Origin of the sequence: Azospirillum sp. TSH64 (assembly GCF_003116035.1) — a bacterium.
GTDB lineage: Bacteria > Pseudomonadota > Alphaproteobacteria > Azospirillales > Azospirillaceae > Azospirillum.
On record NZ_LGQW01000015.1, the window covers coordinates 7,300,855 to 7,324,658 of the forward strand.

Genomic DNA, 23,804 nt, shown 5'->3' on the forward strand with positions numbered 1-23,804 from the left:
ACCGTCGCCGATGAGGAGGCCGCCGGGGAAGGTCAGCTTCGGGATCGACTGGAAACCGCCTTCCGACAGCGCGCGTGCGCCATAGGACAGACGCCGGCCGCCTTCAAAGGTCGGGCGGATCGCCGGGTGGGTCTTGTAGCGCTGGAACTCCTCGAACGGGCTCATGTGGGGGTTCCAGTAGTCGAGGCCGACGACGAAGCCGACCGACACCAGATTCCCTTCCATGTGATACAGCCACGACCCGCCATAGGTCTTGGGGTCCATCGGCCAGCCGATGGTGTGGACGATCAGGCCCGGCTTGGACTGGGACGGATCGACCTCCCACAGCTCCTTGATGCCGATGCCGTAGGTCTGCGGCTGGCAGTCGCGACGCAGGTCGAACCGCTCGAACAGGGTCTTGGTCAGCGACCCGCGGCAACCCTCGGCGAAAATGGTCTGCTTGGCATGCAGTTCCATGCCGGGCGTGTAGTTGCCGGTCTTCTCGCCGTCCTTGCCAATGCCCATGTCGCCGGTGGCGACACCCTTCACCGCGCCCTTGTCGTCATACAGCACTTCCGCCGCGGCGAAGCCGGGGTAGATTTCTACGCCCAGCTCTTCGGCCTGGGTCGCCATCCAGCGGGCCAGATTGCCCAGGCTGATGATGTAGTTGCCGTGGTTGTTCATCTGCGGCGGGGCGAAGGGCGACTTGTAGGCCTTCGTTTCCGTCAGGAACAGGAAATGGTCTTCGCGCGCCTTGGTGGTGAGGGGGGCGCCCTTTTCCTTCCAGTCCGGGATCAGCTCGTCCAGCGCATGCGGTTCGAAGACGGCGCCGGACAGCAGGTGGGCCCCCACCTCCGACCCCTTCTCGATCACGCAGACGCTGAGTTCCTGCCCGGTCTCGGCCGCGCGCTGCCGCAGACGGATCGCGGCGCTCAGGCCCGACGGGCCGGCGCCGACGATCAGAACATCGTATTCCATGACCTCGCGCGGTTCGCGTTCCATCACCACACTCCCCCACCGTCTTGTTTTGGTACTGTTTCCCTCGGGACGCCCTATGGTCTTTTTTGCGGGCGCGTGCTTGTAGCACGATTTGCGCCGCACCCAAATTGGGTATCTGGACATGTAAGACCACACGATCTGTGGTAAGGTCAAACGATGATTGACGTATGCGACATCCTCGACGCGCTGCGCTGGCATGCCGATATCGGCTGCGACGAGGCCATCGGCGACGAGCCGACCGACTGGGCCGCCCTCACCGCACGGCCGGTGGCACGCGCACCGTCCGCCGGCGCGGGCGCGGCCGGCGGTGCCGCTTCCGGCCCTGCCCCAGGGCCCAACGCCAGTCCCAACGCGGTGCGCGGTGCCGGCCCGACTCGGGCGCCGGCCCCGGCGCGTCCGGCAACCACCCTCTTCGCTTCGCCCGACCAGCCGCTGGGCGCCAGCGAGGCCGGCATCCAGGCCCGCGCCCGGGCCGGAGAGGCGCAGACGCTGGAGTCTCTGGAAGCGGCCCTGCGCAGCTTCGACGGCTGCCCGCTGAAGGCGACGGCGATGAACACCGTCTTCGCCGACGGCAATCCGCAGGCACAGGTGATGCTGATCGGCGAGGCGCCGGGCGAGGACGAGGACCGGCAGGGCAAGCCCTTCGTCGGCGTCAGCGGCAAGCTGCTGGACCGCATGCTGGCCCAGATCGGGCTGGACCGCAGCGCGGTCTACATCTCCAACATCCTGCCCTGGCGCCCGCCCGGCAACCGCAGCCCGACCCAGGCGGAGATCGCCGCCTGCCTGCCCTTCCTGGAGCGGCATGTGGAGCTGGTGCGGCCCAAGCTGTTGGTGGCGCTCGGCGGCGTTTCGGCCAAGACCCTGCTGAACCGGGCGGAGGGAATCACCCGCCTGCGCGGGCAGTGGCGGACCTACGAGGTCGCCGGGACTTCCGTACCGCTGATGCCGATGCTGCATCCGGCGTACCTGCTGCGCAACCCTATCGCTAAACGGGAGGCGTGGCGGGACATGCTTGCATTGCAGCAAAAGATCGCCGAAGAAGGAATCAAGTAATCGAAAGAGAAAATGGGATGTCACAGGGCTGCCGAAATCGTTCGTATAATTGCGATCGCCGCGCAGCACAAATGTGGCCAGCCCATGCCGAAAGGCATTTTCCCAACGGGCTAGAGCCTTTTTCCCATCTCTGTTAAAGCGTTGTAACATCTGGCGAATACCGGAGCCGACACATTCCGAGCGAATCCGTTGCTTGCGGTTCGCGCCAGCGTGATGTATCCCGAAGCCATGCTCCGGATATTTTGCAGTGCAGCATACCGGGTCGCGAGCGCGGCCCCGCTGCGGCGGAACCTTCTGGGGGTGCTGGGTCTCACGGTGGCTTACACCCTGGGACCCGACGGTGCGGTCGGGTTCCGGCCCGCTTGCGCCGCCCTCATCATCCACGCGCCGGACGGTCACGCCGTCGTCCCGCCCGGCGGGGATTCCGTGCCTGACCCCGCCAGCCCCGTTTTCGCCGACACGCCAATCGATCCGGCGCCGGTCGATCCCGCGATGGGGCTCACCGAAACCGCCACCCCCGATTCCTCCGCTGCCGATTCCGCGGCATCCGGCAACCCGGCCGACGGTGCGTCGCCGTCCGCGGTCGTGGACGATACCCCCGCCTCCGCCGGCGCGCCGCTGCTGCTGGCGGTCGACGAGACGGCCCGCGCCGTCCAGCTGGACGAGGAGGATGCTGCCCGCTACCGCCGCATCTTCGCTGCCCAGGAACGGGCGGAGTGGGATGCCGCAGATGCCGAGATGGCGAAGCTGAAGGACCGCCGGCTGATCGGCTATGTCTTGCGCCAGCGCTATCTCCACCCCGACCGCCGCGCCGGCTACGAGGAACTCGCCCGCTGGATGCAGGATTACGGCGACCTCGCCGGGGCGGAGCGCGTCTACACTCTGGCCCAGAAACGCCAGCCCGCCGGCCAGCGGGCGCCGAAGCCGCCGCGCGGCGAAGAACGCGTCCGCCTCGTCGGGTCGCTGGAGCGGCTGGGCGGCCTGCGCACCGTTGCCAGCAACGAGGAGGACGAGGACGACAGCGTCACCGTCGCCCCGCGCAGCCGCACCGTGTCCCGGGCCCGCAGCGACCGTGCGGCGGTGGCGCGGGTGGAAGAGCTGCTGCGCTCCGGCCGCACCAACAGCGCGCTGAGCCTGCTGGGCCAGGACGAGTTCGGCGGCAAGCTCGACACCGTTCAGTATGACGCCGCCCGCGCCCGCATCGCGGCGTCCCTCTATTATGCCGGCGAGACGGCCCAGGCACTGACGCTTGCCTCGGCCAGCGCCGCGCGGTCGGGCGACATGCTGCCGGAGGCGCATTGGATCGCCGGTCTGGCCGCTTGGCGGCTGAAGCAGACCGACCGTGCCGCCCGCCATTTCACCGGCATGGCCGCCGCCGGCCCACGCAATCCCTGGAAGGCCGCCGCGGCCGATTACTGGGCGGCCCGCGCGCTGGCCCGCAAACCCGGCAAGGAAAAAGAGGCGGCGGAGCATCTGACCGCCGCCGCCCGCTACCCCCACACCTTCTATGGCCTGATCGCCCTGCAGACGCTGGGCAGTCTGGGCGACGTGCGCTGGCAGGCACCGGATCTGACCGGGCGGCAGCTGGCGGCGGTGGCGGCCAAGCCGGCGGGATCCCGCGCCATCGCCCTGCTCCAGGCCGGTCAGCGCGAACTGGCGGGGCTGGAGCTGCAACGCATCGACCCGCAGGGCGAGCCGCTGATCGAACAGGCAATGGTCGCGCTGACCGACCGCGCCGGGGTGGCCTCGCTGGCGCTGCGGCTCGGCAATGCGGTGGCCGGTCCGGACGGCGCCCCTTATGCCGCCGCACTCTACCCGCTGCCCCATTGGACGCCGCGCGACGGCTTCGCGGTCGACCGCGCGCTGGTCTTCGCGGTGATGCGGCAGGAATCGCGCTTCGACCCGCGGCTGGTCAGTTCCGCCGGAGCGACGGGGCTGATGCAGATCCTGCCCAGCACCGCCCAGCATGTGCGGGAGCGCAACGCCGACATCGGCAGCGACGACGCCAACCGCGACGCCCTGTTCGACCCGTCCCGCAACATGGAGCTTGGCCAGCGCTACCTTTCGGAACTGCTGGGCATGCCGGAGATCGACGGCAACATGTTCCTGGCGACGGCCGCCTACAATGCCGGGCCGGGCACGCTGGCGCGCTGGCGGCGGGATCTGAGCGACATCACCGATCCGCTGCTGTTCATCGAAAGCCTTTCCTTCGGCGAGACGCGCGACTATGTGGAGAAGGTGATGGCGAACTTCTGGATCTACCAGCTTCGGCTGGGCCAGGAGACCGCCTCGCTCACCGCCGTCGCCGACGGGAAATGGCCGGCCTATGTTCCCATGGACGGTCGTCCACCCCAGGTCGCCTCCCGTCCCGATCCGCAGCCTGCGGCGAAGGCGGCCCCCCCGGCTGCCGGCCTGCCTGTCGCGGCGGCAGCGGACCCGGTGGAAACGGCGCCAGTGACGGTGCCGGTGGAAACGGTTGCTGAGCGGGGAGAGGCCAGCCCGATACCCTGACCGCCGGCGCCCATGTCGGGCTCCGGACCGACATGAGGACACGCCTGCCGCCATGCCGAAGATCGACGAGAGCCGCCACTTCCTTCCCGTGAACATCGCCGTGGTGACGGTGTCCGACACCCGCAGCGCCGCCGACGACCGCTCCGGCGATGCGCTGGCGGAGCGGATCGCCGGGGCCGGCCACCGGGTCGCCGCCCGCACCATCGTCCGGGACGACATCGCCGCGATCCGCGCCCAGGTGCAGTCCTTCATCGCCGATCCGCAGATCGACGTGGTCCTGACCACCGGCGGCACCGGCGTCACCGGCCGCGATGTGACGCCCGAGGCGGTCGAGGCGCTGTACGAGAAGGCGATCCCCGGCTTCGGCGAGCTGTTCCGCTATCTCAGCTATGCCAAGGTCGGCACCTCCACCATCCAGAGCCGGGCGACCGGCGGCGTCGCCAACGGCACCTACATCTTCGCCCTGCCCGGCTCGCCCAGCGCCTGCCGCGACGCCTGGGACGACATCCTGGTCTGGCAGCTCGACAACCGCCATCGCCCCTGCAATCTGGTGGAGCTGATGCCCCGCCTGCGCGAGCACATGGCGTGAGCGAACCCCTGGGCTTTTCGATGGAGGCGCTGCACGCCGCCCTGATCCGGCTGCCGCGCCTTGCCGATCTCTCCCCCGACGCGCTGGAGCCGATGCCGTTGAAGGGCGTCGCCCATGACCATGTCCGCCTGCGCGGCCGGCGTCTGGTCGCCCGCATCCCGCGCTGGAGCCAGCTTGGCCTCGATGCCTGGACGGCGCTGGACCGGCAGGCCGCCGCCTTCCGGCGGGCGGAGATGTCGGGCCACACCCCGCGCTTCGTCGGCCTGCTGCCGCCCGGCGAGGGGCTGCCGCTGGGCGCCCTGGTGGTGGGCGAGGTCGAGGGGCGCACGCCCGTCCTGCCCGGCGACATGCCGGCCATCGCCCGCGCGCTGGCGGCTTTGCACCGCATGGCACCGCCGGACTTCTACGAACCGCTGCCCGCCCCGCCCGATCCGGTCGCCGCTTTGCTGGCCCAGGTCGAACGGCAGGCGGCATGGTTCGACAATGCCCCCCTGTCGACCGAGGCCCGCGTCCTGATCACGGAGGAGCTTGCCGCCGCCCGTGTCGGCGACCTCCTGCCGCCGCCCGAAACGCCGATGCCGCTGACCGCTGTCGGAGTGGACGTGCATCCCGGCAACTTCTTGGTCGACGACCACGGCAAGGCGTGGTTCACCGACCTGGAGAAGCTGCAATACGGCCATCCGGCCAGCGACCTTGCCCATGCCAGCCTCTACACCTCGACCAGATGGGACCCGGCGGTGAATGCGGAACTGGCCGCGGAAGACATCGACACCTTCTTCGCGGCCTGGGCGATGGCGGTGCCGGGCGACCTCGCCGACGAGGTGCTGCCCTGGCTGAAGGCACTGCGCCGGCTGACCTGGCTGCGTACCCTGTCCTGGATGGCACGCTGGTCGGTGGAGGGCGCTAGACTGTCGCCGGGCATGCCGGAAGACTTGCGAGCGCATATGGACGCCCACGCCACCGACATTCTGCGACCGGAACGGATCGAGCAGGTGCGGCGGGACTGGCGTTAGCAGGTGCGAAAAGGGGACGCGTGCGAAAGTCTCTTGCCCGTGCCCTGCCGAAGATGATGGGATACCGACTCGGAAAACGAGGTGACGAGAGCATGACGAGGTTCCGACGCCGGTTGCTGCCGGTTTCCCTGGCCATCCTGATGTCCGGGACCACCCTGACGCCCGCCCTTGCCGCCGGTCCCGGTGCGGGCCAGGGACAAGGTGCGGATGGCGGTGGATCGGCCACCGGCAGCTATCTGGCCGGCCGCTATGCCCAGCACCAGGACGATTGGACCGCGGCGGCACGCTTCACCGCCCAGGCGCTGGCCGCCGACCCGGACGACCCCGCCCTGCTGAGCCGCACCTTCCTGCTGCGGCTGGGCGAGGGGCGGATCGAAGCGGCGATCGACCATGCCAACCGGCTGCTCAGCGACCAGGGCGAGCCGCAGATGGCACTGACCCTGCTGGCCGCCGATGCGCTGGCCAGGGGCAAGCTGGACGAGGCCGACAGCTATGCCGCCCGGCTGCCGTCCGAGGGGCTCGGCCGCTTCCTGACGCCGCTGACCCGTGCGTGGCTGGTGACTGCCCGCGGCAAGACGGACGAGGCGCTGGCGGCCCTGCAGCCGCTGTCCGACGTCAAGGGCTTCGAGGCGCTTTACAACCTGCATGCCGCGCTGATCCTCGATCTTGCCGGCCGCAACGACGAAGCGGCGGCCCGCTATGCCAAGGTGACGGATACCGACGCGCCGCTGCGGGTGGTGCAGATCGTCGGCAACTTCATGACTCGCACCGGCCGCAAGGACGAGGCGCGCAAGCTCTATCAGACCTTCCAGGGCAACAACCCCGACGGGCTGCTGGTGGAGCCGGCGCTGGCCGCCATGGCGAACGCGCCGTCGGAAGCCCGCCCGGTCCCCGATGCCCGGTCCGGTCTGGCGGAAGCGATGTTCGACCTGGGCAGTGCGCTGCACCACGAGAATGCCGACGAGCCGGCCCTGCTGTTCGGCCGCATCGCCCTGCATCTGCGCGATGATCTCGCCCTGGCCCATCTGTTGATCGGCGACATCACCGCCTCGCGCGACCATCACGAGGAGGCGTTGGCCGCCTACAAGCGGCTGGAGACGGATCCGCTGCTGGGCTGGACCGCCCGCATGCGCGAGGCCGACAGCCTCGCCCGCATGGACCGCAACGACGAGGCCATCGCGATCCTCAAGGATCTCTCCGCCGAACGGCCGGAGCGCACCGACGCGATTACCCGGCTCGGCGACATCTACCGCTACTCCAAGCGCTACGCCGAGGCGATCCCCGCCTACACCACGGCGCTGGAGCGGATCGGCACCCCGCAGGAACGGCATTGGCCGCTGCTCTACGCCCGCGCGATGTGCTTCGAGAAGACCAAGCAGTGGCAGCAGGCCGAAGCCGACCTGCAAACCGCGCTGAAGCTGCGACCGGACGAGCCGTCGCTGCTCAACTTCCTCGGCTACAGTTGGATCGACCGCGGCGAGAATTTGCCCAAGGCCAGGGCGATGGTGGAGCGCGCGGTGGAACTGCGCCCGCGCGACGGATACATCGTCGACAGCCTGGGCTGGGCGCTCTACACGCTTGGCGATTACGAAGCGGCGGTCGCCAAGCTGGAACGCGCGGTCGAGCTGAAGCCGGGCGATCCGACCATCAACGACCATCTCGGCGATGCCTATTGGCGGGCCGGCCGCCGGAACGAGGCCCGCTTCCAGTGGATGCGCGCGCTGCGCAGCGCCGACGAGGAAACCGACAAGGGAGCCATCCAGGCCAAGCTCGACAAGGGCATGCCCGACCAGAAAGCCGCCGCGAAGCAGTGAAAAGCCCCCTCTCCCCTTCGGGGGAGAGGGAATTGCCCCGCCTTATGCTAGCCCCCCCAAATAGGGCTTGTACTGGCTGTCGGTCTGCTGGATGTGCTCCACGAACCAGTCCTTGAGCAGCAGGATCAGGTCCACGCGCAGCATGGTGGGGTTGTCGCCCTCAAAGTCGCGGGCCAGCTTCTCCACCTCGTCGGCGAAATAGCGGTGGGCGGCGAGGTGGCCGTCCAGGTCGGGATAGCCGCAGCGCACCATCATCGCCTCCTCCCGTGCGAAATGGACGGCGACGTAGTCGCGGAGGCTGGCGAGCAGGCTGGACAGTTCCTCGCGGTTGGCGGGCGTGATGCCGCTTTCCAGCAGGCCGTTGAACAGGTCGAGGAGCCGCCGATGCTCGTCGTCGAGCACGGGCACGCCGACGCTCATGGATTGGTCCCAGACGACATAGCTCATCGCAGCGATCTCCCCCCTCGCATCCCGCAATTGCAGGTGCATCCCGCGGAATCAAGCGGTTGCGGCCGGCCATGGCAGGGTTGTGGACATCTTGACAGGGATCCTAAAACCGGCAACCGTGCCAGTCCAAGCGGCAAATCCCCGCAGGGGGCGCGGCAAGATGCGCGGTGCGCCCCCCTCCCTGCCAAAGCGACAGAGTGACCGATGGCCCTGCTCGACGAGATCGCGGAGAAGAAACGGGCGCTGGACGCCGCACGCCCCCTGCCGCAGGAGGTCGTCCACGGCATCGCCGACCGGTTCGAACTCGATTTGACCGCCACCGCAGCGGCGCTGGAGGATTATCCGCTCAAGCGCGCCGACGTTAAGGCCATCCTGGAGCGCGGCAGCGTCCTGCGCCACCGCGCGGTGGAGGAACAGCGATTCGTCCTGAACCACCGCGCCGCCCTGGAGTTGATGGCACGGCTGTCCTTCGAGCCGTCGGGGGCGGTCACCGAGCGCACCGTCACCGCCTTTCACAATGTGCTCTATCGCGGGATCGACGACGACGCCGGCAAATACCGCAATGCGGCACCCAAGGACGACCCGGCGGAAACCGCACCGGATCCGGCCAAGCTGCGCGTGTCGATGTCGGCACTGTCGACCTGGATGCGAAAGTCCGATGCCGGCCCAGACACCGCCTTCGAGGCGCATCACCGGCTGAGCGCCATCCGTCCCTTCGATGCCGGCAACCGGGCGACCGCACTGCTCCTGTGCAACCTGATCCTGAACCGTGCCGGCTATCCGCCGGTGGTGATCGGCACCGACGACCGCAGCCTCTATCTGGACCTTGTCGAGCGGGCCTGGTCGGTCGGCGACAAGACACCCTTCCGCGACCTGATGCTGCGTTTCCTGTCGCAGAGCCTCGACTTCTGCCTGGAGGCCGCCGGCCAGGACACAGCCGGGGACGAGATGCCTTAAGCGGACAGCCCGGCAGGCAAGCGCAGGCGCGACGGCCGGTCGGGACCGCTGTGGATCAGCACTGTGATCGGCAACGCATCGACCCGGCGGGTCTCGCCCGGTTCCGCCCCGGTGCCAGGATTGACCGGATAGGCCGGGAAGCAGGATCCGGCAAGGCTGAGGCGCAAGGCCGATCCCGGCGCCAGGGTGGCGCAGGTCGCCCGCATGGCCACGGTCAGCGGCCGGGTCGGGTCGCCCGGTTCCACCCGGGCATGGCCCTGGGTCAGCGGCAGAACCTGACCGTCGGGGCGCACCACCGACAGCACGGCGCTGACGTCGAAGGACGGAGCATCGGCCTCCACCCACACCTCCAGCGCCACCCGCCCGGCCAGTGTCAACGGTTCGTCCAGCGGCAGGCTGGTGTAGGTGGCGACATCCGGGCGGCGGTCCACGGCGGCGCGGTCGGGGCGGCCGCAAGCGTCCGGCACCGCATGGCCGCCCACCGTCGGCACCGGCGTGCGCGGATCGTGGACCACCACGTCGAGTGCCTCCATTTCGGGCATCTCCAACTCCAGCCGACCACCCTGCCGGTTGGCGAGGCCGTCGCTGGACAGATGCAGGACAGCCTCGGCCGCCGGAAGGTCGGACAGGTCGTGCCAGCGTCCCGCTTCCACGTCATGCAGGCGGACCGGACTGCCGCGGTCGGCCGCCTCTCCCTTCAGCACCCGTTCAAACCAGGCAAGCTGCAGCATGTCGAGAGACGGAGCCTGTCCGGGTGCTGCGGCCGGTCCGTCAGCGCCCCAGGGGCCGACCACCAACCGCACCGGCGCCCGCCCGCGTGCCTTGAGACGGTCATGGGCATCCAGCATGCCGGCCAGCCGCGGATCGTACCAGCCGCCGATCTGCAGGACCGCCACATCGGTCGGCATGGCGTCCTGCATGGCCTTGGGCGACAGCGCGGCCCAGGCCGGGCCGGGCACCGGGTTGGTCAGCCAGTCGTCGTAATGGGTGTAGCGGGCATAGTCGCGCAGGGCCTGCGGCCGTGACGGGATCTCATCGTCGATCGGCAGGCTGCGCGCCGCATCCGACAGCACGCGGTGGCCGGTGCCATCCTCGACCCGCTTTGCCGCGTCGGCGGCGGTGCGCAGAGCCCAGCTCATGGCGTCTGCCAGCCGGAAGGCCCCGCCCTCGTAAGCCCAGTCAGAGAACACGTCCCAGCCGGCGAAGGCCGGCGCCACCGCCCGCAGGGCTGCGGGCGCCTCTGCCAGTGCCAGCCACTGCGCCATGCCGGCATAGCCGCAGCCATACATCGCCACTGCCCCTGACGATCCCGGCAGGGACGCTGCCCAGGCAATGGCGTCGGCCCCGTCCTCCCGTTCCGCCTCGAAGGGTCGGAACCGGCCGTCGGACGTGCCGCAGCCGCGCATATCCTGCACCACCACGACATAGCCGCGCGCCGCGTACCAGCGCGGGTGGGCGTAATGGCTGGTCAAGGCAACGCGACGGCCGCAGGGAACCCGCATCAGCAGGACCGGCCAGGTCCCCGCGGCATCGGGCCGGTAAAGGTCGGCGTCCAGCCTGACGCCGTCCCGCGTCCGCATCGACACGGTTTCCGGCGGCCGGACCGGCAGCAGGCCGTGCAACGGGTGGATCATCGGGGCCAGATGGGTCATGGCGGGTCGGGCTCGCTCGATGACTGACAACGAAGTATGTGTTGTCGTGGCAAAGCTCGTGCCAGAGCGCCGGCACCAAATTGTATAAACCTTTCGGCCGTTTCCCGCCGGAATGACGGCCCCTCTCTGCTTGTGCGAGAGGGATTGGAGTGAGGGAGGCGGCAACCGATAGACCGATGGAAACCCTGTATTTGCGCGCCCTCACCCCGCCCCTCTCCCACAAGCGGAGAGGGCGTCCGTCAGATGGGCAGGCTCCCGGCTTCCGTACCGACCATCTCCGCCCAACCTTCAGCCCTTTGCCGATTTCCTGGGCAAACCGCCTGCTCAGGCGGCAATCAGCTCGAACCGGTCGACATCGACCATACCGCGGTCGGTGATCTTCAGGTGCGGAATGACCGGCAGCGGCAGGAAGGCCAGTTGCAGGAAGGGCTCGGCCAGCGGGCAACCCATGGCGCGGACGGCGGCGCGCAGGGATCGCAGCCTCACCTCCACCGTCTCGAACGGCTCCAGGCTCATCAGCCCGGCCAGCGGCAGGGCCAGTTCGCCGACCACCTGTCCGTTGCGCACGGCGACGAAGCCGCCCTGAAGTTCGATCAGCCGGTTGACCGCGACGCGCATGTCGGCATCGCTGGCACCGACCACGCAGATGTTGTGGCTATCATGGCCGACAGACGACGCCAGCGCCCCCTCCGCGATGCCGAAGCCCTGGACGAAACCGCGGCCGATGTTGCGGTTGCTGCCATGGCGGGCGAAAACGCAGATCTTCAGCAAGTCGCGCGACGGATCGGCCAGCATCCGGCCGCCCACCACCGGCACCTCGACCCGGCGGTGTTCGGTCAGGATCCTGCCCGGCTCCAGCCCGATCACCGATTGGACCGACCCGCCGGCCGGCACGACGAAATCCTCGTCCGTCACCGGCTCCAGCTTCACCGAAGCGAGCCCCACCGGCGTCACCGCCGGCCGGCCGTCGAAGCTGTGTGGTCCGACGATCTTGCCGTTGCGGATGACCCGGTTGACGGCGCAGTCCTCCAGATCGTCGAGCAGGACGAGGTCGGCGCGATGGCCCGGCGCCACCAGCCCGCGGTCATAGAGGCGGAAGCCGCGCGCCGCCGACCAGGTGGCGGCGCGATAGACATGGGCGACCGGCGCACCGAGGCGGATGGCGCTGCGGATCAGGTGATCCATGTGCCCCTCTTCCGCGATGTCCAGAGGGTTGCGGTCATCGGTGCAGAAGCCGAGGAAAGGGGAGGTCTCCGGCGTGATCACCTCGGCCAGGGCATGGACGTCCTTCGACACCGACCCGTCGCGGATCAGGACCTGCATGCCCTTGCGCAGCTTCTCCATCGCCTCATCCGCACTGGTCGTCTCGTGGCAGTTGCGGATGCCGCAGGAGAGATAGGCGTTCAGTTCCTTTCCCGACACCAGCGGGGCGTGGCCGTCGATGTGGCGCCCGTCGAAGGCGGCCAGTTTGTCGAGCACCCCGTCCACCTTGTGGAAGACGCCGGGGAAGTTCATGAACTCCGCCAGCCCAAGCACGCGGGGATGGTCCATGTGGCGGATCAGGTCCGGCGCCTCCAGCCGGGCGCCCGACGTTTCCAGCTCCGTCGCCGGCACGCAGGAGGACAGTTGCACGAACAGGTCGAGCGCAGTGCCGCCTGCACTGTCGAGGAAATAGCGCAGCCCCTGCTCACCCAACACATTGCAGATCTCGTGCGGGTCGCAGATGGCGGTGGTGGTGCCGCGCGGCAGGACGCAGCGGTCGAACTCCTGCGGGGTGACGCAGGTGGACTCGCAATGGACATGGGTGTCGATGAAGCCGGGAACCACGGTCAGCCCACGCCCGTCGATCTCCTCCACCCCATCATAGGACTCGTAGGTGCCGACGATGACCTCGCCACAGACGGCGATGTCGCCCTCCGCGATCTCGCCGGTCACGACATTGAGAAAGCGCGTGTTCTTGATGACCAGATCGGCTTTCGCCTCGCCCAGCGCCTGCCCGATGCGCGTCTTAAGATCGTCGCGGCTTACCGTCATGTCCCACCCCGCCAGTCTTCCATTCAAAGAGGCAAGGTGGCCCGCCTCACCATGCCGTGCAAGCGTCTATCGGCCATCCCGCTGCCGGTAAGGGGAGTGGGCCTTCGCCTCCGCGAATTTGGCGAGAGCCTTTGCGTTGTACAGCTCCAGCCCTTCCGCGACCGCGCCGCGCATGTTGGTGTGCAGGAACCAGTGGCAGGCATGAGTCAGAACCGGCAGGAAACCGCGTTCAAGTTTGTGCGGACCGCCGCGCCCGCCATTCACCCGGCTGAGACCATGGGCAATCGCCTGTTCGATGCTGCGGTAATAGCAGGTTTCGAAATGAACGAAGCGCGCTTCCTCTCTCGCCCCCCAGGTCCGGACATAGAGGCAGTCGTCCCCTTCCACCGACATCAAGCCACCGATCGCAACGCCGCCTGATTCGGCAAAGGTCAGCGTCACGGCGTCGCCCAGGGCCGCGCAGAGCCGCAGAAGGAAATCCATGGTCAATGCCTGACGTTTCCCCCGGCGGAGATGAAGGTCGCTCAGCAAGTCCAGAAAAATCGCGACATCGGCCTCTGCGACCCGGCTGCCCGGCACCTCGCGGTACCGCACCCCGCTCGCCACGATTTTGCGGCGCTCCCACATCATCACTCTGCGCCGGCGGCTCGACAGGGCGGCGGTGAAATCGGCGAAGTCACGATATCCCTCGTTCCGCCACTCGTAATCGACGGCATGGCGGGTCAACCATCCCGCCGCCTCGAAACAGGCCCGGTCCTTTTCGTCGGGAAAACCGACATGGATGGACGACAGTCCATGCATGTGGGCCAGCGACCGCAGGGCGTCGATCAGCGCATCAACTGTGCCGGACGGTGCCCCCTTCCGCAGCAGGATGCGCGGCCCAGTCACCGGCGTGTAGGGAATCTCCATGACCAGCTTCGGGAAATAGCGCCCACCCGAAGCCTGATAGCCGTCGACCCAAGCCCGGTCCGGCCAGAATTCGTCCGTGGAACGGTCGCGCAGATAGAGGGGAGCCGCGCAAACCAGCCGGCCAGATGCCTCCCGCACAATCATATGCGCTGGACGCCAGCCAATGTCCGGGCCAGCCAGGCCGCTTTCTTCCAGCACACTCAGATAGGCATGGCTCACGAACGGCCCCTTGCCGGCGGCGCAGGCATCCCACTCCAGCGGATCGACCCCGGAAATTCCGAACACAACCGCGACCGACAACGGAACATCGTTCCGGTCGCCGTCCTGCGCCGCCGGTCCCTGTATCACAGACATGTCATTCCCTGATTGTTCCGGGCTCTGGCTATTCCCCGTCGTACGGCAACGCCATCGGCAGGCGCACACTCACCGTCGTGCCTTCCCCTTCGCGGCTGCGGATGTCCAGCGTGCCGTTCAGCAGATCGACGAAGGATCGCACGAGCGGCAGGCCCAGCCCGGTGCCGCCGGACCGCCGGGACAGCTGGCTGTCGACCTGACCGAAGGGTTGCAGGGCGATGGCGATGCCCTCCGCACTCATGCCGATCCCGCTGTCCGCAACCTCGATCAGGATGCGGTCGCCTTCCGGACGGACCCGCAAGGCGACGCTGCCGCCGGCGTGGGTGAACTTCACCGCATTGCTCAACAGGTTCAGCAGGATCTGCTTCACCCGCACCGGGTCGCCCAGCAGGTGGGGCGTGTCGGAAGCAATGTCCTGGGACAGGGCCAGCCCCCCCTCCTCCGCCCGCTCGGCGATCAGCAGGAGCGAGCTTTCCACCGCGTCGCGGACATCCATCGGCTGGGGATGCATTTCCAGCTTGCCGGCTTCGATCTTGGCGACGTCCAGGATGTCGCTGATGACCGCCAGCAGATGCTGGCTCGACTTGCCGATCACCTTGGCATAGTCGAGATATTTGGGATGGCCGAGCGGCCCGACGATCTCGCTCTCCATCATCGAGGAAAAGCCGATGATGGCGTTCAGCGGCGTGCGCAGCTCATGGCTCATGTTGGCAAGGAACTCGCTTTTGGCACGGTTGGCCAGTTCGGCCTGCTCCTTGGCCTGGATCAGCGCCTGCTCGGCGCGGCGGCGTTCCTGAACCTCTTGCATCAGCGCGCGGGTGCGCTCGGCCACCCGCATCTCCAGCTCGTCACGGGCCTGCCGCAGGGCCAGTTCGGCCCGCTTGCGCCGGGTGATGTCCTGGCCGACACACAGGATGCCGGCGGAAGCGCCATCGCCTTTCGGCAGGCGGTTCAGATTCCACAGCAGCACCCGCTCGCTCATGCAGTCCTGCTCGCGCAGCACCTGCTCGAAGTTGCGGACCTCGGTGCCCATCGCGGCGACGGCAAGCTGGGCGGCGAAGGGGCCGGTCGGCTGCTCCCTCATCGCCTCGGCCCAGAGACGGCCGATGGCGCTGCCGGCTTCCAGCCCGAAGGCGCGCTCGGCGTCGCGGTTGGCCTCCACGATGCGGCCGTCGTCGCCCAGAACCAGGATGATGCTGGCCGCCGTCCGCAACAAGGACCGGAATCGTGCTTCGCCGGCCCGCGCCTCGCTCTGGCGCAGGGCGGCTTCCAGTTCGGCGATGCGGGATTCCAGCCGGCGGACGGTGTCGACCGGACCACCGCCTGCCGGCTGGGCCGGACCGGAGAAAAAGGTCGGGTCGGTCACGCCGCCGCGTTTTCCGGCTGCATCATGTCGCCCAGCTTCGCCAGCAGGAACTCCAGATCCTCCGGCGCCAGATCCTCGTACTGCGTCAGGATGCGCTCGATGACACGGCGGCGGTGGCGCTCGCGGTCGCCCGGCTCGCCGTCATAGGGGGTCTCCTTCAGCACGTCGATGGCGATGCGGCAGGCCGGCAGCAAAGCGGCCGGCAGCTTGGCCTTGTCGTACAGAGACTTCAGCCCCAACCGGCCGGCATCGTGGATCAGCAGCCGGGCATTGGTCATCGGCACATTCGCCATGCGCGACATCGCCGTCTCGAAGAAGGCGATGTCGCCGGTGCACAGAGAACGGACCAGCAGCGACGGCGTCAGGCGGCCGGTGCGGGCAAGCTGCGTCACCAGACGGTCGAGCGCCCCTTCGTCGCTCTCGCCGGTGAACAAGGCGACGGTCGCCCGCTCGCGGCTCTGCAGGATCAGCTCCGACGCGACCTTCGACGGCAGTTCATGGTGAGAGACCAGATGCTGGCGCAGCCGTTCCGACACCACCGCCACCAACCGTTCGGCGATGGTGATCGGCAGCCTGGAGCGGTGGACCAGCGGGTCCTGCACCGCCTCGCTCGCGCCGAAGCGGTCGATGACGCGTCCCAGGCTCTGCTCGCCCAGTTCCGCCCCCTCGTTGGCGACCAATGCTGCGACCGCGCGTTCGGACCCGCTTTCGATCAGCGCGTCGGCGACGGCGGCCGGCACGGTCGGGCGCTGGGCGATGGCGGTGCTCTTGGCGTCGGCGTCGGAGCGCACGATCTCGACAAGATCGGCCGGAGTCAGCACGGTGGAGACGCTCAGCACCGGAATCGCCACCGCCTCCACGTCGCGGGCCAGGGTCAGGGCGACGTCCCGCGGCAGGGAGGGGCTGGATTTCAGGTTCTCCGCCAGGGTCTGGCGGACGCGCAGGACCGTGTCCTTGACCATGACGCGGATGATGTCCTCCGCCAGCTTGCGCTCCGCCTGCGACAGCTCGGGACTGTCGAACTGCTGGGACAGCTTGGCGGCCAGATCGGTCCGGCTGTTCGGCGACGGGTCGGCCAGAAGCCGCGCCACGTCCTGCTGGGTCAGATGACCCGACTTGAAATCGTCACTCATGGGTCCCGGACCCTTCCTGCCCTGGTCCGTCTCCATATGGGACGCGGAACGCAAAACCCGCGCGGGTGTGGGCGGAGACTTGTCCACCCGTTCAGGATCTTCCGAAACGGTTGAACCTTCCTTAACGCCCTGCGGTCATAAGCCCAACGGCCGGGACGCCGATCATGGGATTTCGACGAAGCTGGGCGGTTCCGGCAGGATGGAGCCGCGGCGGCGTGTCCCGCGCAGGTGCAGCGCCACATCGGCGATCTGCTGCTCCACCGAGATGTGGCGTTGAGAGGCGACCTCCAGCCCGCGGTCCTCATAGACATAGGCATCGGGATGGCCCTCGGCCCAGTCCCGGATGGCGGCATCGCGGTCGCGCAGCAGGGCGACGACGGTCGGGCGGAACAGCCGCATCATCGCCGTGATCCAACGGTTGGCCGGCCAGGACGGCCGGGCGTGATCGATCTCGAAGGCATCGAGCATGGCGATCACGTCGTCCGCCTTGTACCAGGTCTCCCCCGTCACCCAGCGGTTGGTGGTGAACAGCCGCACCGGCTGGCCGGCGACGTCCATGGCGATGCCGATCAGGTGGGACAGCGCGTCGTTGTCGTTGTCCGGAGCCACGAAATCGGCCAGCGGCGCCGGCCGCAGGCCCGGCGGCATGCCGTGCGGGCGCAGGAATGTGTGGAAATGGCCATGCTCGCCTTGCGGCCGCTCGCCTTCGGGATGGCAGTGGTAATAATACTGGGCATGGAACTCGGCGTCGTAGATGTCGCCCGGCGGATAATGCTTCCACTCGTACAGCGTGCCGTGGCCGCGCAGAAGCTCGCCCACCACCGTGTCGCCGGTCTTGGCGAGAACACGCTGGCACAGGCGTACTTCGCGTCCCGCCTCGGCCATCGCCTCCAACTCTTCCCGGGACACGTCCGACAAATCCGTCATCGCCCGATCCTGCGCTGCGCGAACATCCCCATTACGTACGCGGCTATGCGGGCGTGGCAAGGTCTTTTCGGACGTCGCACCTGCGGTTGCAGCCCCGCCTGCGCTTCCCGCCCGTCAGCTGCCGGATGGACGGACGCGCTGCGACAGCGACCAGCCGACCAGTTCGCCGGTGACCTGCCCCAGCGCCTGGTCGAAGGCGGCGATCACGTCGGTAAAGGAGCGGCCGCGCACCGGCGCCGACGCCTCGAAGGTCTCGCCGGCCTCGATGGTCCGGCGCGGCATGGCGACCAGCTTGGCCGACAGCCGAACATGCACCCGGTCCGGCATGGCGGCGCCCGGCGTAGCGTATTCCGCCTGGAAATCGCGCAGTTCCGATTTCAGCACATAGTCGGAACGCAACCCCACCGTGTCGCGCCCGACCGAGACGATGCGGCCGCTGTCCTCGAAGGTCTGGACGATCAGCCCCTGCACCATGTTCGGCGCCCGGTCGGCCCAGGACACGTCGGCGAAATAGTCGAGCGAGGTCGGCGAGCGGGCCAGCGCGATGCGCGGCGTGTCGATCCCGGCCGCCGCCGCCGGCGTCTCCACCAGCAGCTGCCAGTCGGCCTTCGGGCCGGCGGCGACGCTGGCCCGCGGGGTCAGGGTGTAGAGATGCGGCGCTGTCGGGTTCAGCGTCGAACAGGCGGCCAGCCCCAGCAGCAGGGCCGCCCCGCACATCCCGCGCACTGCGGCCCTTGCAAACCCGCTCCGCACCGTCGTCACCCGCCTCATTTCCCACGCACCTCCACGCCCTGCCGCGTCCCGCCGAAGAGGAAGTTCGACGGGTCGTTCTCGATCCGGGTGACCACCCGCGACAGCTGCCCGGACAGATCGCGCAGCTGGGTGATCAGCAACGTCAATTCATACAGCCCCGTGGCGGTAAAGTCCCGCACCGGTTCGCGATTCTCGGCCAGCATGCCGTTCAGGGTGTCGGAACTGCGTTTCAGCGACCGCATCAGCTCGCGCGTCTCGCCGGTCACGCTCTTGGCGGCGGTGTCGACGCTCGTCAGCGTGTCGCGCGCCTGCTCCATCGTGCGGTCGAACTGCGGGCCGGACGCCTCGAAGCCGCTCAGCGTCCGCCTCGCCTGCGCCATCGTCTCCTCCAGCCCGGCGCTGGTCCGGGCGAGTTCGGCGCTGGCGGTGCGGGCGTTGGCGAGGATGTCGCCGATGGCCTTCTGGTTGTCGCCGTTCAACAGGTCGCCCAGCCGGGTGATGACCTCCAGCGACCGGCTGACCAGCTGCGGCGCGCTGTCGACCACCGCGGTCAGCGAGCTGGGCCGCGACGGGATGGTCAGCACGCCGTCGGCATCGGTGGCGGTCAGATGCTTGCCCCCCGCATTGCCGCCGGAGATCTGGACATAGGCGCCGCCGGTGATCCCCTGCAGCTCGAGCGAAGCGATGGAATCGGACATGATCGGCGTGCCGTTCTGCACCATGATCGTCACCCGCACCCGCGTCACGTTGTCGGGGTCGAGCCGGATGTCCGACACCGTTCCCACCGGCACGCCGCGGTAGCGCACCGGGCTGCCCTGCTGCAACCCGGTGACGGAGCCGGTGAAATAGATGCGGTAGGTTTCGCGCGTTTCATCGAGCTGGACCTTGGCGATCCAGGCGGTGAAGACCAGCAGGCCGGCGACCAGAGCCAGCACGAAGCTGCCGACCAGAATGTAGCTGGCGCGGGTTTCCATGACGTGCCCCTACCCTTTCGCAAGACGCTTGGCGTCTTCTTCTTCGTGGCGTCGTGCCTGATTGCGCTCTTTGGCGTCGAGGGCCGCGCGGCCGCGCGGTCCGTGGAAATAATCGTGGATCCAGGGATGGGGATCGGCCAGATGCTGGGCCAGGGTGCCCACCCGGATCTTCTTGTCGACCAGAACGGCGATGCGGTCGCAGATTGAGGTCAGGCTGTCCAGATCGTGGGTGACCATGAAGACGGTCAGCCCCAGGCTGCGCTGCAAGCCCTGGATCAGCGTGTCGAAGGCGGCAGCACCGATGGGGTCGAGGCCGGCCGTCGGCTCGTCCAGGAACAGGATGTCGGGGTCGAGTGCCAGGGCGCGGGCAAGGCCGGCGCGCTTGATCATGCCGCCCGACAACTGGGCCGGATGCTTGGTGCCGGCGTCGGGCGGCAGGCCGGCCATGGCGATCTTCACCCGTGCCACCTCGGCGATCAGCGCCGGGGACAGGCCGGTGTGCTCCTTCAGCGGCAGCATCACATTCTCCGCCACCGTCATCGAGCTGAACAGGGCGCCGTTCTGGAACAGCACGCCGGTGCGGGCCTGCAACGCGGTGCGCTCCGCCCGGTCCAGGTCGGCGGTGTCGTGGCCCAACAGCTCGATCCGGCCGGCGGCAGGGTCGATCAGGCCGAGGATTTCCTTCAGCAGCACCGACTTGCCGGTGCCGGAACCGCCGACGACGCCCAGCACCTCCCCCCGCTCGACGTCGAGGTCGAGGCCGTCATGGACGGTCTGCGGGCCGAAGCGGGTGACCAGTCCGCGCACGCGGATGACGGGAGCGGCGGTCATCACACCCCCAGCATGGAGAAGAGGACGGAGAACACCGCGTCGATGACGATAACCAGGAAGATGCCCTCCACCACCGCCTTGGTGGTCATGATGCCGACACTCTCGGCACTGCCGGAGACCTTCAACCCTTCGTAGCAGCCGACCATGGCGATCACCAGGGCGAAGACCGGCGCCTTGATCAGGCCGGCGATCACCGTGTTGATGCCGACGGCGCTGTGAAGCTGGCGGATGAACTGCCCGAAGGTGATGTCCAGCGTGGCATAGGCCATCACCGCCCCGCCGAACAGCCCCATCACGTCGGCGTAGAAGGCCAGCAGCGGCAGGGTGATCATCAGCGCCAGCGCCCGCGGCACCACCAGCAGCTCCACCGGGTCGAGGCCCATGGTGCCGATGGCGTCGACCTCCTGGTTCACCTTCATGGTGCCGATCTGCGCGGTGAAGGCGGAGCCGGAGCGGCCGGCGACGATGATCGCCGTCATCAGGATGCCGATCTCGCGCAGGACGGAGATGCCCAGCAGGTTCACCACATACAGTTCCGCCCCGAAGCGCTTCAGCTGGTCCGCCCCCTGGAAGGCCAGCACCACGCCAATCAGGAAGGACAGCAGTCCCAGGATCGGCAGGGCATTCAGCCCGGTCTGCTCGATGTGAAACAGGACGGAGGTCAGGCGCAAGCGCGACGGGCGCAGGATCAGCCGGGCGAAGGTGACGGTGACGAGGCCGAGGAAGCCGACGAGGTCGAGGATCTCCTTGGCGGCGCTCACCGTCGTCTGGCCGGTACGCACCACCATGTCGAGAACCGGGTGGTGTTCGCGTTCGATCGGGTGGGGCGGCGCCTTGCCGGCGTCGCGCACGGCGTCGAACAGGGCGGAATGCTCCGGCCGGAGGCCGACCACCGAAACGGCATGCCCCTCGGCCCCCAGCCGTTCGGCGGAGCGGTTCAGCAGATAGGCGCCGACGGTGTCGAGCGCCTCAACCCGCGCCAGATCGAGCCGCACCGCGGCGCCGCCCGGCGGCTTGGGCGCACGGTCCAGCGCATCCGACGCGGCTGTGGCCGATTCCAGGGTCCAGCGCCCGGCGGCGGCGATCCGCCACCCTCCGTCAGCCAAGCCCGGATCGTTCCCGGCTTCGATCCGGGCCCCATCCTTCGCCGCTCCGTCTTTCACCAAAGTCGCTGCCACAGGCTCCGCCGCACGCATCCGCACATCGAACCGGTACGTTTGGCCGGCACGCCTGGAACGTGGCGGAGCATCGCCGGATGGTCAACCCCATCCGGCAAATCCGTCTCATCCGCAGGCAGGGCGACAGCTTGGTCTGCGTCCAATCGTGGCTTTGCGCCGGGGTGGCCAGCGGCTAGAGTGCCGGGAGGCGGACCGGGCCATGCATGCCGGCTTGCGATTCTTTACGGACAAGACCTCCGATGAACTTCCCGATGAACTTCAAAGACCATATCCGCGACATCCCGGATTTCCCGAAGCCCGGCATCCTGTTCTACGACGTCTCGCCGCTGCTGGCGAACGGCGCCGCCTGGAAGGCCGCCATCGACGCGCTCGCCGAGGCGGTGCGCCCGCACAAGCCGGAGCTGCTGGTCGGAATCGAATCGCGCGGCTTCCTGGTCGCCGCCCCGCTGGCGCTGACGCTGGGCATCGGGTTCATCATGGTGCGCAAGCACGGCAAGCTGCCGGGCGACAAGATCGCCCATTCCTACGACCTCGAATACGGCACCGACACCATCGAGGTGCAGGCCGACGCGGTGAAGCCCGGCCAGCGCGTGGTGGTGCTGGACGATTTGCTGGCGACCGGCGGCACCATGGCCGCCGCCATCAGCCTGCTGCGCCAGGTCGGCGCCGACGTCCGCGCCGCCGCCTTCCTGGTGGAACTGACCTTCCTCAATGGCCGCGGCCGGATCGACGTGCCCAGCGTCTCGCTGATGGCGTACGATTCCTGAGGTCAGCGCCGGCTGAGCCAGCCGTCGACGCTGAAGCGCCCGCCGCCCGACGCGACCAGCGAGAGGAAGCCGCCGATGATGGCGAGGTTCTTCATGAACTGGATCTGCTGCATCTTCGCGGCGTCAGGCGCAGCCTCCCAATAGCGGTGGGCGATCAGCGTCGCGGCGACGGTGAAGACCGCGACCAGCAGAGCCGCCAGCCGGGTCCAGGCGCCCAGCACGATGGCCAACCCGCCGAACGCCTCCACCAGCGCGCCGATGGGGGCGACGATGGTGGCCATCGGCACGCCCTGGCTCTCCATCCCGGCGATGAAGCCGCTGAGCGCCATCAGCTTGCCGAAACCGCTCTGCACGAAGATGGCGCCCAGCAGCACGCGGGCCGCCAGCAGCAGCGCGTCCTGCCCGGTGGTGGCGGTGCCGTATCCCGCCGGTGTGGTCGCATAGTTCGTCATCCCGGATATCCCTTTCATTCTGTTGGAAGAGGAGACGACGGAAGACGCACGGTTATTCCCCAAAAAAGCTCAGGCCGTCTTCCACAGGCTGATGATCATGACGCCGGCGACGGTCAGGGCGGCACCGGCCAGCTGCAGCCAGCCCATCGGCTCCGCCAGCACTAGAGAACCGAACACCGCGGCGGAGACCGGGCCGATGGCGCCGCTCAGCGCCACCAGATTGGGGCCGACCCGCCGCAGCGCCTCCGCCGTCATCAGCACCGGCAGCACGGTGCAGACCACCGCCATCACCGCCGACAGCCCATAGACCGGCAGCGGCAGGTCCAGCGCCGACAGGGGGCGCAGCACCAGGAATTGCAGGATGCAGCACAGGCAGGCCGCCGTCATCGCATAGGCGGTGAAGCGCATGGAACCGATCCGCTGGACCACGCGGCTGCTGCCGACCAGATAGATCGAATAGAGGAAGGCGCCCATGAAGACCAGGGCCGCCCCGGTCATGAAGTCGGGATGGCCGGTCCCGATCTCCGACCAGACCACCAATGCCACGCCGGCATAGGAGACCACCAGCGCCACCACCTCGCGCAGGCCGATCCGCTTGCCGAGGAACAGGGCCGACAGGACAACGACGATGGTCGGGTAGAGGAACAGCAGCAGCCGCCCCATCCCGGCCGTGACATAGCGCAAGCCCAGGAAATCGCAGAAGCTGGCGGCGTAATAGCCGGTGACGCCCAGCGCCACCGTCAAAGCGAGGTCGCGGCCGGCGATCGGGGCGCGTTCTCCCTTCCTGGCTCCTGCCCACAGCGCCATGCCCAGGAAGAAGGGCAGCGCGAAGACCATGCGCAGCATGATCAGGGTGACCGGATCGACATTGTAGCGGTAGGCCAGCTTGATGATGACCGGCCGCAGCGAGAAGGCGACCACCCCGGCCACCGCAAGCCCCAGACCGGCCAGCATCTGGACCGGCGGCAGCAGGCGCTTCCCGGCATCGGGCAGGACTGCTTCGGAAGACAGGCTGGGCTGGGACAAGGGGAAAATCCGGGGACTGGAGGGGGGGAGGCCATTCAAGCATCCCCGCCGCCATTTGGCTTCCGTCAAGGCCGTGTCGGGCCATG

21 protein-coding genes are annotated in these 23,804 nt (G+C 68.4%); 7 read left to right on the forward strand and 14 right to left on the reverse strand.

The features are described 5' to 3' along the window. Nucleotides 1-981, reverse strand: a 981-nt coding sequence (locus TSH64_RS34045; protein WP_146208153.1) for an NAD(P)/FAD-dependent oxidoreductase, incomplete at its 3' end; no start/stop codon positions are given. Between the two features lie 153 nt (nt 982-1,134). On the opposite strand from TSH64_RS34045, the gene TSH64_RS34050 reads away from it, so the two are divergent. The 5 genes from TSH64_RS34050 to TSH64_RS34070 all read left to right on the forward strand — a co-directional run bounded on the left by TSH64_RS34050 (nt 1,135) and on the right by TSH64_RS34070 (nt 7,958). After that, nucleotides 1,135-2,031, forward strand: coding sequence for a uracil-DNA glycosylase (locus TSH64_RS34050; protein ID WP_109451863.1), 897 nt, complete (start codon nt 1,135-1,137; stop codon nt 2,029-2,031). 426 nt (nt 2,032-2,457) lie between these two features. After that, nucleotides 2,458-4,542, forward strand: a complete 2,085-nt coding sequence (locus tag TSH64_RS34055; RefSeq protein ID WP_247873324.1) for a lytic transglycosylase domain-containing protein — start codon at nt 2,458-2,460, stop codon at nt 4,540-4,542. Nucleotides 4,543-4,594: 52 nt separating this feature from the next. Further along, nucleotides 4,595-5,131: a molybdenum cofactor biosynthesis protein B gene (moaB, locus tag TSH64_RS34060; RefSeq protein WP_109451865.1), complete on the forward strand. Its 537-nt coding sequence runs from the start codon at nt 4,595-4,597 to the stop codon at nt 5,129-5,131. Further along, nucleotides 5,128-6,144 carry an aminoglycoside phosphotransferase family protein gene (locus TSH64_RS34065; RefSeq protein ID WP_247873325.1) on the forward strand — a complete coding sequence of 339 codons (1,017 nt, stop codon included), beginning with the start codon at nt 5,128-5,130 and terminating at the stop codon, nt 6,142-6,144. The genes moaB and TSH64_RS34065 overlap by 4 nt, the downstream gene beginning before the upstream one ends. 92 nt (nt 6,145-6,236) lie before the next feature. Next, nucleotides 6,237-7,958: a tetratricopeptide repeat protein gene (locus TSH64_RS34070; RefSeq protein WP_109451868.1), complete on the forward strand. Its 1,722-nt coding sequence runs from the start codon at nt 6,237-6,239 to the stop codon at nt 7,956-7,958. Nucleotides 7,959-8,000: 42 nt separating this feature from the next. Here TSH64_RS34070 and TSH64_RS34075 read toward each other — a convergent pair whose 3' ends face one another. Continuing rightward, nucleotides 8,001-8,405, reverse strand: a complete 405-nt coding sequence (locus tag TSH64_RS34075) for a bacteriohemerythrin (protein ID WP_109451870.1) — start codon at nt 8,403-8,405, stop codon at nt 8,001-8,003. A gap of 204 nt (nt 8,406-8,609) precedes the next feature. Here TSH64_RS34075 and TSH64_RS34080 point away from each other — a divergent pair, with 204 nt between their 5' ends. Beyond that, nucleotides 8,610-9,362: a Fic family protein gene (locus TSH64_RS34080; RefSeq protein WP_109451872.1), complete on the forward strand. Its 753-nt coding sequence runs from the start codon at nt 8,610-8,612 to the stop codon at nt 9,360-9,362. Here the strand turns inward: TSH64_RS34080 and TSH64_RS34085 are convergent. The 10 genes from TSH64_RS34085 to TSH64_RS34130 all read right to left on the reverse strand — a co-directional run bounded on the left by TSH64_RS34085 (nt 9,359) and on the right by TSH64_RS34130 (nt 21,401). After that, nucleotides 9,359-11,014 carry a CocE/NonD family hydrolase gene (locus tag TSH64_RS34085; RefSeq protein WP_109451874.1) on the reverse strand — a complete coding sequence of 552 codons (1,656 nt, stop codon included), beginning with the start codon at nt 11,012-11,014 and terminating at the stop codon, nt 9,359-9,361. The two genes, TSH64_RS34080 and TSH64_RS34085, sit on opposite strands and share 4 nt — an antisense overlap. Nucleotides 11,015-11,338: 324 nt before the next feature. Continuing rightward, entirely contained in the window at nt 11,339-13,048 is a 1,710-nt protein-coding gene (gene ade / locus TSH64_RS34090) for an adenine deaminase (protein WP_109451876.1), read from the reverse strand. A gap of 66 nt (nt 13,049-13,114) precedes the next feature. Further along, nucleotides 13,115-14,311, reverse strand: a complete 1,197-nt coding sequence (locus TSH64_RS34095) for a GNAT family N-acetyltransferase (protein ID WP_109451878.1) — start codon at nt 14,309-14,311, stop codon at nt 13,115-13,117. A gap of 28 nt (nt 14,312-14,339) precedes the next feature. Next, the gene (locus TSH64_RS34100) at nt 14,340-15,677 is read right to left on the reverse strand and encodes a PAS domain-containing sensor histidine kinase (protein ID WP_109451880.1); all 1,338 of its coding nucleotides are present in this window, start codon (nt 15,675-15,677) and stop codon (nt 14,340-14,342) included. Further along, nucleotides 15,674-16,810 (reverse strand): DUF2336 domain-containing protein, encoded by a 1,137-nt coding sequence (locus TSH64_RS34105; RefSeq protein WP_109451882.1) that lies wholly within the window; start codon nt 16,808-16,810, stop codon nt 15,674-15,676. Before TSH64_RS34105 ends, TSH64_RS34100 begins: the two co-directional genes overlap by 4 nt. A gap of 162 nt (nt 16,811-16,972) precedes the next feature. Beyond that, nucleotides 16,973-17,737, reverse strand: a complete 765-nt coding sequence (locus tag TSH64_RS34110; protein WP_109451885.1) for a hypothetical protein — start codon at nt 17,735-17,737, stop codon at nt 16,973-16,975. A gap of 114 nt (nt 17,738-17,851) precedes the next feature. After that, nucleotides 17,852-18,508, reverse strand: coding sequence for an ABC-type transport auxiliary lipoprotein family protein (locus tag TSH64_RS34115; protein WP_109451887.1), 657 nt, complete (start codon nt 18,506-18,508; stop codon nt 17,852-17,854). Next, the gene (locus TSH64_RS34120; protein WP_109451889.1) at nt 18,505-19,464 is read right to left on the reverse strand and encodes an MlaD family protein; all 960 of its coding nucleotides are present in this window, start codon (nt 19,462-19,464) and stop codon (nt 18,505-18,507) included. The genes TSH64_RS34115 and TSH64_RS34120 overlap by 4 nt, the downstream gene beginning before the upstream one ends. A 9-nt stretch (nt 19,465-19,473) precedes the next feature. Further along, nucleotides 19,474-20,295, reverse strand: coding sequence for an ABC transporter ATP-binding protein (locus TSH64_RS34125; RefSeq protein ID WP_109451891.1), 822 nt, complete (start codon nt 20,293-20,295; stop codon nt 19,474-19,476). Further along, a complete protein-coding gene (locus TSH64_RS34130) occupies nt 20,295-21,401 on the reverse strand; it encodes an MlaE family lipid ABC transporter permease subunit (RefSeq protein ID WP_247873326.1) in 1,107 nt (368 codons plus the stop codon). The genes TSH64_RS34125 and TSH64_RS34130 overlap by 1 nt, the downstream gene beginning before the upstream one ends. A 323-nt stretch (nt 21,402-21,724) precedes the next feature. On the opposite strand from TSH64_RS34130, the gene TSH64_RS34135 reads away from it, so the two are divergent. After that, nucleotides 21,725-22,240: an adenine phosphoribosyltransferase gene (locus tag TSH64_RS34135; protein WP_109453326.1), complete on the forward strand. Its 516-nt coding sequence runs from the start codon at nt 21,725-21,727 to the stop codon at nt 22,238-22,240. A 2-nt stretch (nt 22,241-22,242) separates the two neighbouring features. Here the strand turns inward: TSH64_RS34135 and TSH64_RS34140 are convergent, their stop codons facing one another. Beyond that, a complete protein-coding gene (locus TSH64_RS34140; protein WP_109451895.1) occupies nt 22,243-22,692 on the reverse strand; it encodes a DoxX family protein in 450 nt (149 codons plus the stop codon). A gap of 69 nt (nt 22,693-22,761) precedes the next feature. After that, nucleotides 22,762-23,718: a DMT family transporter gene (locus tag TSH64_RS34145; protein ID WP_247873327.1), complete on the reverse strand. Its 957-nt coding sequence runs from the start codon at nt 23,716-23,718 to the stop codon at nt 22,762-22,764. Nucleotides 23,719-23,804: the final 86 nt, after the last annotated feature.

Bases quoted from the DNA above. Each gene is read 5' to 3' on its own strand.
- TSH64_RS34050 (WP_109451863.1), top strand. From the start codon at position 1,135: ATGATTGACGTATGCGACATCCTCGACGCGCTGCGCTGGCATGCCGAT.
- moaB (WP_109451865.1), top strand. From the start codon at position 4,595: ATGCCGAAGATCGACGAGAGCCGCCACTTCCTTCCCGTGAACATCGCC.
- TSH64_RS34070 (WP_109451868.1), top strand. From the start codon at position 6,237: ATGACGAGGTTCCGACGCCGGTTGCTGCCGGTTTCCCTGGCCATCCTG.
- TSH64_RS34075 (WP_109451870.1), bottom strand. From the start codon at position 8,405: ATGAGCTATGTCGTCTGGGACCAATCCATGAGCGTCGGCGTGCCCGTG.
- TSH64_RS34080 (WP_109451872.1), top strand. From the start codon at position 8,610: ATGGCCCTGCTCGACGAGATCGCGGAGAAGAAACGGGCGCTGGACGCC.
- TSH64_RS34085 (WP_109451874.1), bottom strand. From the start codon at position 11,014: ATGACCCATCTGGCCCCGATGATCCACCCGTTGCACGGCCTGCTGCCG.
- ade (WP_109451876.1), bottom strand. From the start codon at position 13,048: ATGACGGTAAGCCGCGACGATCTTAAGACGCGCATCGGGCAGGCGCTG.
- TSH64_RS34095 (WP_109451878.1), bottom strand. From the start codon at position 14,311: ATGTCTGTGATACAGGGACCGGCGGCGCAGGACGGCGACCGGAACGAT.
- TSH64_RS34105 (WP_109451882.1), bottom strand. From the start codon at position 16,810: ATGAGTGACGATTTCAAGTCGGGTCATCTGACCCAGCAGGACGTGGCG.
- TSH64_RS34110 (WP_109451885.1), bottom strand. From the start codon at position 17,737: ATGACGGATTTGTCGGACGTGTCCCGGGAAGAGTTGGAGGCGATGGCC.
- TSH64_RS34115 (WP_109451887.1), bottom strand. From the start codon at position 18,508: ATGAGGCGGGTGACGACGGTGCGGAGCGGGTTTGCAAGGGCCGCAGTG.
- TSH64_RS34120 (WP_109451889.1), bottom strand. From the start codon at position 19,464: ATGGAAACCCGCGCCAGCTACATTCTGGTCGGCAGCTTCGTGCTGGCT.
- TSH64_RS34125 (WP_109451891.1), bottom strand. From the start codon at position 20,295: ATGACCGCCGCTCCCGTCATCCGCGTGCGCGGACTGGTCACCCGCTTC.
- TSH64_RS34135 (WP_109453326.1), top strand. From the start codon at position 21,725: ATGAACTTCAAAGACCATATCCGCGACATCCCGGATTTCCCGAAGCCC.
- TSH64_RS34140 (WP_109451895.1), bottom strand. From the start codon at position 22,692: ATGACGAACTATGCGACCACACCGGCGGGATACGGCACCGCCACCACC.